The following is a 6,371-nucleotide window of genomic DNA, read 5'->3' as shown; positions in this document are numbered from 1 at the left end:
CAAAAATCATTTTTAGGGTCAAGAAATTTTGATAAAAACATATAATACAACCTCTTAATTCTATATTGATAACTAATGCTATTTTATCATCTTCTCCACTAAAAATCTTGCAATAAATTGATTTTAATAAAAGATGGGGATGAAGAGTAAATTTAATACCCTATATGTTACCATAATTTTTAGGCATACGATAATAGACGGTTTTATATGATTGCTCACTATTTGAAAATTTCCGCTGCCTAACTGAAAAACTGCCAAAACCTCTAATTTCAATACGGTTTTGCTCAGCTAAGCTAGATTGTAAATAATCCAAAACCAAATCTACCGAATCTTTTATATCCTCCTTAGCAAGATAATTAAGTTCCTCCGATATTTTATTTACTAAGTCAGATTTTTTTGCCATAAATCAAAAGATTGCCCCCAATCCTTGAAATTTATTTTTGAAAAAACTTGGTAAAATACTATCAAAATCTTCCATTATAATCTCAAGGAATTTTGGTTTAGGTTTTATTTTAAATTCTTTTACTTTCAAATCCTTATCGATTTTTTTAACTTCCTGTAACCATTTAATCGCATCATCCTGTGACCCCACAGCATCAACAAGCTTTAGCTTTAAAGCTTGGCGACCAGAATATATCCGCCCATCAGCTAGTTCTCTAACTTGATCAATTGGTATATTCCTTCTTAAAGCCACTAGTTCAATGAAATAATCATAAGTATCTAGTACATTCGACATTATTGCCTGACGAACAGCTTCTGTGACTTTTTCAGTAGGATTAGGAACTGCCTTTAATTCTCCTGATTTAAAATTATTAAAGGTAATACCTAAAGTTTTTGCTAAATCTGTGACTTCTAGAGTTTGAAGAATCACACCAATTGAGCCGGTAATTGTCCCATTATGACTAATTATGTAATCACCTCCTAAGGATATCAAATATCCGCCGCTGGCTGCCAATGTACCCATAACAACCACTACCGGCTTTTCTGCAGATATTTTCCTGAGTATATTATAAATTTTCTCTGAACCAACAACAGTTCCACCAGGAGAATTGACATTAACCACTAAAGCACTAATCTGATCATCATCAATGATTTTTTCCAATCTTGTATCACGTTTTGCATCTTCAAAAATGATATCTTCTATTGAAATAGCAGCTATATATTTACTATTAGTAGTTATATATTCAGATTTTGTCAAATCAAATTGCTTAATCATCACCACAATTAAAACTATAAACATAAAAATTGTTGCTAGCTTCCAAAGCATTAATTTCGTCTTATTTTGCTTTCTTTCAATTAGGTATTCAGCAGTTATTGTCATTAATTTACCATTCGTTAATTTTTTCTTAGACGAAGCAATCTAATCCATTTATGATGGTTAGCACTTCACCCGCATAATTCGCCCTTGATCCCTTTTCCAATCTTGTTCTTTAATTGTCTGTCTTTTATCATGTAATTTTTTACCTTTTGCGATTCCTAACTCAACTTTTACTTTATTTTTCTTATTAAAATATAAAGTAAGAGCTACGAGAGTATAACCCTTTAAACGAATCTTACCAATTATTTTTTTTATCTCACTCGAATTAAGGAGCAACTTACGTGTCCTTCTAGTCGAGTGATTAAACCTATTAGCTTTTTCATATTCCGCAATATGACAATTATACAAAAACACTTCATTTGCTGAATTTTCTGCATGACTATCTTCTATACTGGCTTTTCCTTGACGCAATGATTTAACTTCACTGCCAGTCAATATTATGCCAGCTTCAATTTTTTCTTCAATAAAGTAATTGAAATATGCCTTCTTATTTTGTGCTATTACTTTTTTATATTCCGACATATTCCATAGCTTTATTTATTTTTTCCTCGGTGGCTACACTAGCTGAAGTTAAAGGAAGCCTTAATTCATTGGCACATAACCCCAATCTTGCCGCAGCATATTTTACCGGTATCGGATTGGATTCTGCAAATAATGCTTTATATATAGGTAATAATTGCTGCTGAATTTGCAGAGCTTCCTGATAATTACCATCACGACAATTATCCTGTAATTTTTTGCACAAACTAGGCGTGATATTAGATGCAACAGAAACACACCCTACCCCCGAATGAGCATTGTAAGATAAAGCTAATTCATCATTACCACATAATAAGCTAAAATCTTTAACCATAGACCTAATTCGTAATGGGCGTTCTAAATCGTTACCAGCATCTTTAAGGGCGACAATACGCGGTAGTTTACTGAGCTTAATTATCGTATCATCTGAAAAGTCTGCCAAAGTTCTACTAGGTACTGAATATAGCATTATTGGTAAATTACTGGCATTATGGATAGTCTCAAAATGCCAATATATTCCCTCTTGAGTTGGCTTTACATAAGAAGGAATACTACACATAAATCCATCAACGGCAATTTTTGTACATATTTGTACCATATCTACGGCGGTGCTAGTAGTCATGGCTGAACAACCAGCTATTACTGGTATACGTTTGTTAGTAATTTCGATAACCGCTTGTAATAAAGACTGATATTCCTGCAAAGCTAAACTAGGTCCCTCACCAGTAGAACCAGCAACCACTATCCCATCAACTTTATTAGCAATTTGATAATTCACTATCTTTTCCACAGAAGCAAAATCTAATTTATTTTCCTTAAAAGGAGTTATCATAGCTGTAATGACTCCTTTGAATATATTATTTTCCATAAACACCTGTTAAATTCATATTATTTTTATTCGCCCCCTAATCGTCTATTAGCGAGGAGCTACCTTACAACATTCCGTTATTGCGAGGAGCCGCTTTGCGGTAACGTGGCAATCCAAAAAAGTGACCAAAATGGATTGCTTCGACCACTATGTGGTCTCGCAATGACGGCTACGTTTATAATTAGTCATTGCGAGGAGCTACTTTAGTAGCGACGAAACAATCCATTTAATCTTTAATCATTTTTGTGGATTGCTTTACTCACATACGTTCGCTTGCAATGACGGTATTGCCAAGCTACTCTTCGCTAATAGACGAAAGTACTTTACATAACCTCAGTATATCACTATTTATTTGTACACTAAGTCATTATATTCTTTTTTTAGCAAATTAGTAATTTTACTATCTTCAAAGATGACATTTCGCTCACCAAGGTTAATCGATTTAATCCCCTTAACTTCTACAGCTGTACCAGTCATAAAACATTCATTAAACTCCCCTACCCTATCTGGAGTTATATACTCTTCTATAACCTTGATATTTAAATCATTAGCAAGTTTTATAATTGTTTGACGCGTTATACCATTTAAAAAACTATCAGCTATCGGAGTGAATAATTGATCATCTTTAACAAAGAAGATATTTGCCGTACTACATTCAGCAACATATCCCCGCCAATCTAATAAAATTGCATCATCGTACCCCAGAGACTTAGCTTCTTTCTGGCATACTATCATCATATTATAATGTCCTGATGATTTACATTGTGGGGGCAATGAGTTTGGATGACATTTTCGCCAACGAGCAATATGCAGACTTAAGGCCCCAGAAGGTCTAAGAGTTGATGGAACAGCAGCGATTAATAGATTAACCGATAAGTTTACATTAATCAGATTAAGAGATTCACTACCAAACCAAATTAATGGGCGAATATACGCATCTTTAATATTATTTTTTGTTATAAGTAGCTGGTGAGCTTCTATAATCTTTTCAAAACTATATGGCACCTCTATGCTTAGACTTTTTGCTGACTCTATCAAACGTTGTGTATGTTCTTCTAATTTAAAAATTTTACCATTATAGGCTTTTTCTCCTTCAAAAACTCCACCAGAATAATGCAAACTATGAGTAAGAGCATGTATCTTGGCTTCCTGCCAAGCAATAAATCTACCATTAATCCAAATATAACCTGATAATTGATTAAGATTTTTAAACGGCTTTTCAGTTAGTATATTTTCTTGTATTATTGTCATTGTTAATATTCTACTATTAAACTATAGTAATTTTTATTACCTAAAATTTATTTATGCAAAGCTCAAAACCCCACATTCTTGTAGTTGATGATGATACTAGAATACAGAAACTTTTAAAACAGTTTTTGTATAAAAACGGCTTTTTAGTATCAACAACACATTCTGTCGAAGGAGCTGAGGAATTATTAAAATCTTCTATTTATGACTTAATTATTTTGGACGTCATGTTACCAAATGTTACAGGACTTGATTTTGCTAAAACTATAAGAGCTACCAAAGACCTTGTACCAATTGTTATGCTAACTGCATTGTCAGAACCAAATGATCGTATCAAGGGCTTAGAAGCCGGGGCATCAGATTATTTAACTAAACCTTTTGAACCGAAAGAATTATTATTAAGAATCAACAATCTATTAAATAGCTATAATAATTATAAAAAACAAGATAAAATCAAACGGTTAGGCAATAATTATTATAATTTCGAATCAAAGGAATTTATAAAAAATAATCAACTGGTACCATTAAGCTCTACAGAGACAAAACTACTAGAAGTACTATTAACCCACATCGGACAAGAAATGAAACGTGATGAGTTATCAAAAATAATGGGAGGACTCAGCCCTCGTTCTATCGACGTACAAATTGTCAGAATAAGGAGTAAGATAGAAGATGATCCTAAAGAACCAAAATATTTAAAAACCATTCGGAATAGCGGATATGCTATCTATACATAAAATTATTCCACAAACATTACTGGCTAGATTTGTACTCATTATCATTGTTCCGACATTAATAGGACAAATTCTAGCAGTGTTTTTGTTCTATGATCGTCACTGGTATAATGTTTCTTACTATACTAGTAATATTATTGCTAATGAGATTATTTCCTTGCTTGAAAAAGACGATAATAATTTATTAGAAAAAAATACCATAGCGACAAATTATTTAAATTTGTCATATCAGTTTTATCCAAAATTAACCTTGCCATCCACGCAACCTAGAATTAGTGAAGAATTAGAGATTTTTAAAAATATTATTAACGTAAAAATTAATAAAAATAATATAGTAAAGCTTAATGATTCAGGAAGAATTGAAGTACTACTTCAATTAACCGATGGTTTAATACAAATAACTTTCCCAGCAAAATTGTTGATGAATCCAACTGCCTATATTTTTGTCTTATGGTTAATCTTCTTAACCATTTTACTACTTTCTGTTTCCTTAATCTTCTCTAAAAACCAAATTAAATCCATTTTAATTCTGGCAGATGCGGCTGATCAATTTGGGCAAGGAATCACCAAATTACAAACATTTAAACCTTCTGGGGCAAAAGAGATAAGAAAGGCTGGTATTGCTTTTCTTAAAATGAAAGAACGCATTGAAAAGCAAATTAGCAAAAGAACTAGAATGCTTGCTATGATTTCACATGATTTATGTACTCCGTTAACTAGAATGAAGTTACAATTAGAGCTAATGAACAAATCTGAGGAAACAGAAGGTCTTAGGGAAGATATAGTTGCTATGGAGCAAATGATAAAATCATATCTTGATTTTGCTAGAGGAGAAAATGGAGAAGAAGCTCAAATAATCGAATTATCTTCTTGGATGTTAAATGTTACAAATAAATGGTCTGCCAATATTGAGTTAATTACGATAGGGCAACCAGTATACACACAAATTAAGCCTAGCAACTTTGAACGTGCAATATCTAATGTAATAAATAATGCGATAAAATATTCTACAAAAATAAAAATTACTATATGCTCTACCTCTACTAATGTAATAATAAAAATTGAAGATAATGGAATTGGCATAAAGGACGAAGAGAAATTATTAGTATTTAAAGCATTTTACCGTTCAGATAAGTCCCGTTCACTTAATAATTCAGGGAATGTTGGACTTGGTCTTGCTATTACTAAAGAAATAATTATTGATCATAGTGGGACAATATCATTACAGGATAGTAAAGCTTTAGGCGGGTTATTGGTTGAAATTTCACTACCTATAGCTAACCCGAGAAAGTTTTAGCCATCAATTGACTATAGTGTCGCCCCTGTTTCGGTGCGATATCTATAGATTCCGCACCGAAGCGGGAATGATGGTATGGACGAGTGAAGCGAAATATGCTTTACTTGTACGGAGTCAGCTGAAAAATAGTTTTCAGCTGCTCCAAATTAAATAATAATTTAATTAATAGGTCCATACCATGATAAATAATAGCATAAAAAATACTATAATAGGAATAGATTTAGCAAAAAATAGTATGCACTTGGTGCAAGTCGATCAAAATGGCAAAAAAATAGGTTACCAAAAAGTTACAAGAGATGAGTTAATAGCCTATTTAAGCAATCTCGATAAAAGTTCATTGGTAGCTATGGAGGCATGTGGAGGAGCTAATTATTGGTCACAGGAAAT

The 6,371-nt window shown here is 32.4% G+C and carries 7 protein-coding genes and 1 pseudogene; 3 read left to right on the top strand and 5 right to left on the bottom strand.

Annotated features, from left to right (window positions below; translation table 11 throughout):
• Positions 1-160 precede the first annotated feature (160 nt).
• From RiCNE_RS05185 to RiCNE_RS05165, 5 genes are all read right to left on the bottom strand, one after another.
• Complete coding sequence (locus RiCNE_RS05185) at positions 161-403, bottom strand: HU family DNA-binding protein (protein WP_094649538.1); 243 nt, start codon at positions 401-403, stop codon at positions 161-163.
• A gap of 3 nt (positions 404-406) precedes the next feature.
• Positions 407-1,321 carry a signal peptide peptidase SppA gene (sppA, locus tag RiCNE_RS05180; protein WP_094649537.1) on the bottom strand — a complete coding sequence of 305 codons (915 nt, stop codon included), beginning with the start codon at positions 1,319-1,321 and terminating at the stop codon, positions 407-409.
• A 57-nt stretch (positions 1,322-1,378) separates the two neighbouring features.
• Positions 1,379-1,840, bottom strand: a complete 462-nt coding sequence (gene smpB / locus RiCNE_RS05175) for an SsrA-binding protein SmpB (protein WP_094649536.1) — start codon at positions 1,838-1,840, stop codon at positions 1,379-1,381.
• Complete coding sequence (gene dapA / locus RiCNE_RS05170; protein ID WP_094649535.1) at positions 1,827-2,705, bottom strand: 4-hydroxy-tetrahydrodipicolinate synthase; 879 nt, start codon at positions 2,703-2,705, stop codon at positions 1,827-1,829. The genes smpB and dapA overlap by 14 nt, the downstream gene beginning before the upstream one ends.
• Before the next feature lie 348 nt (positions 2,706-3,053).
• A complete protein-coding gene (locus RiCNE_RS05165) occupies positions 3,054-3,956 on the bottom strand; it encodes a branched-chain amino acid transaminase (RefSeq protein ID WP_094649534.1) in 903 nt (300 codons plus the stop codon).
• A 53-nt stretch (positions 3,957-4,009) separates the two neighbouring features.
• Here RiCNE_RS05165 and RiCNE_RS05160 point away from each other — a divergent pair, with 53 nt between their 5' ends.
• From RiCNE_RS05160 to RiCNE_RS05150, 3 genes and pseudogenes are all read left to right on the top strand, one after another.
• On the top strand, positions 4,010-4,690 hold the full coding sequence (locus RiCNE_RS05160; protein ID WP_094649533.1) for a response regulator transcription factor: 681 nt from the start codon (positions 4,010-4,012) through the stop codon (positions 4,688-4,690).
• Positions 4,674-5,984, top strand: coding sequence for a sensor histidine kinase (locus RiCNE_RS05155; protein WP_094649532.1), 1,311 nt, complete (start codon positions 4,674-4,676; stop codon positions 5,982-5,984). The genes RiCNE_RS05160 and RiCNE_RS05155 overlap by 17 nt, the downstream gene beginning before the upstream one ends.
• Positions 5,985-6,162: 178 nt before the next feature.
• Positions 6,163-6,371, top strand: a pseudogene (locus tag RiCNE_RS05150) (IS110 family transposase); the annotation flags it as partial.

It is taken from the genome of Rickettsia endosymbiont of Culicoides newsteadi, assembly GCF_002259525.1.
Taxonomy (GTDB): domain Bacteria; phylum Pseudomonadota; class Alphaproteobacteria; order Rickettsiales; family Rickettsiaceae; genus Tisiphia.
Note: the sequence above shows the minus strand (reverse complement) of the source record. Positions and strands in the feature narration are given on the sequence as shown.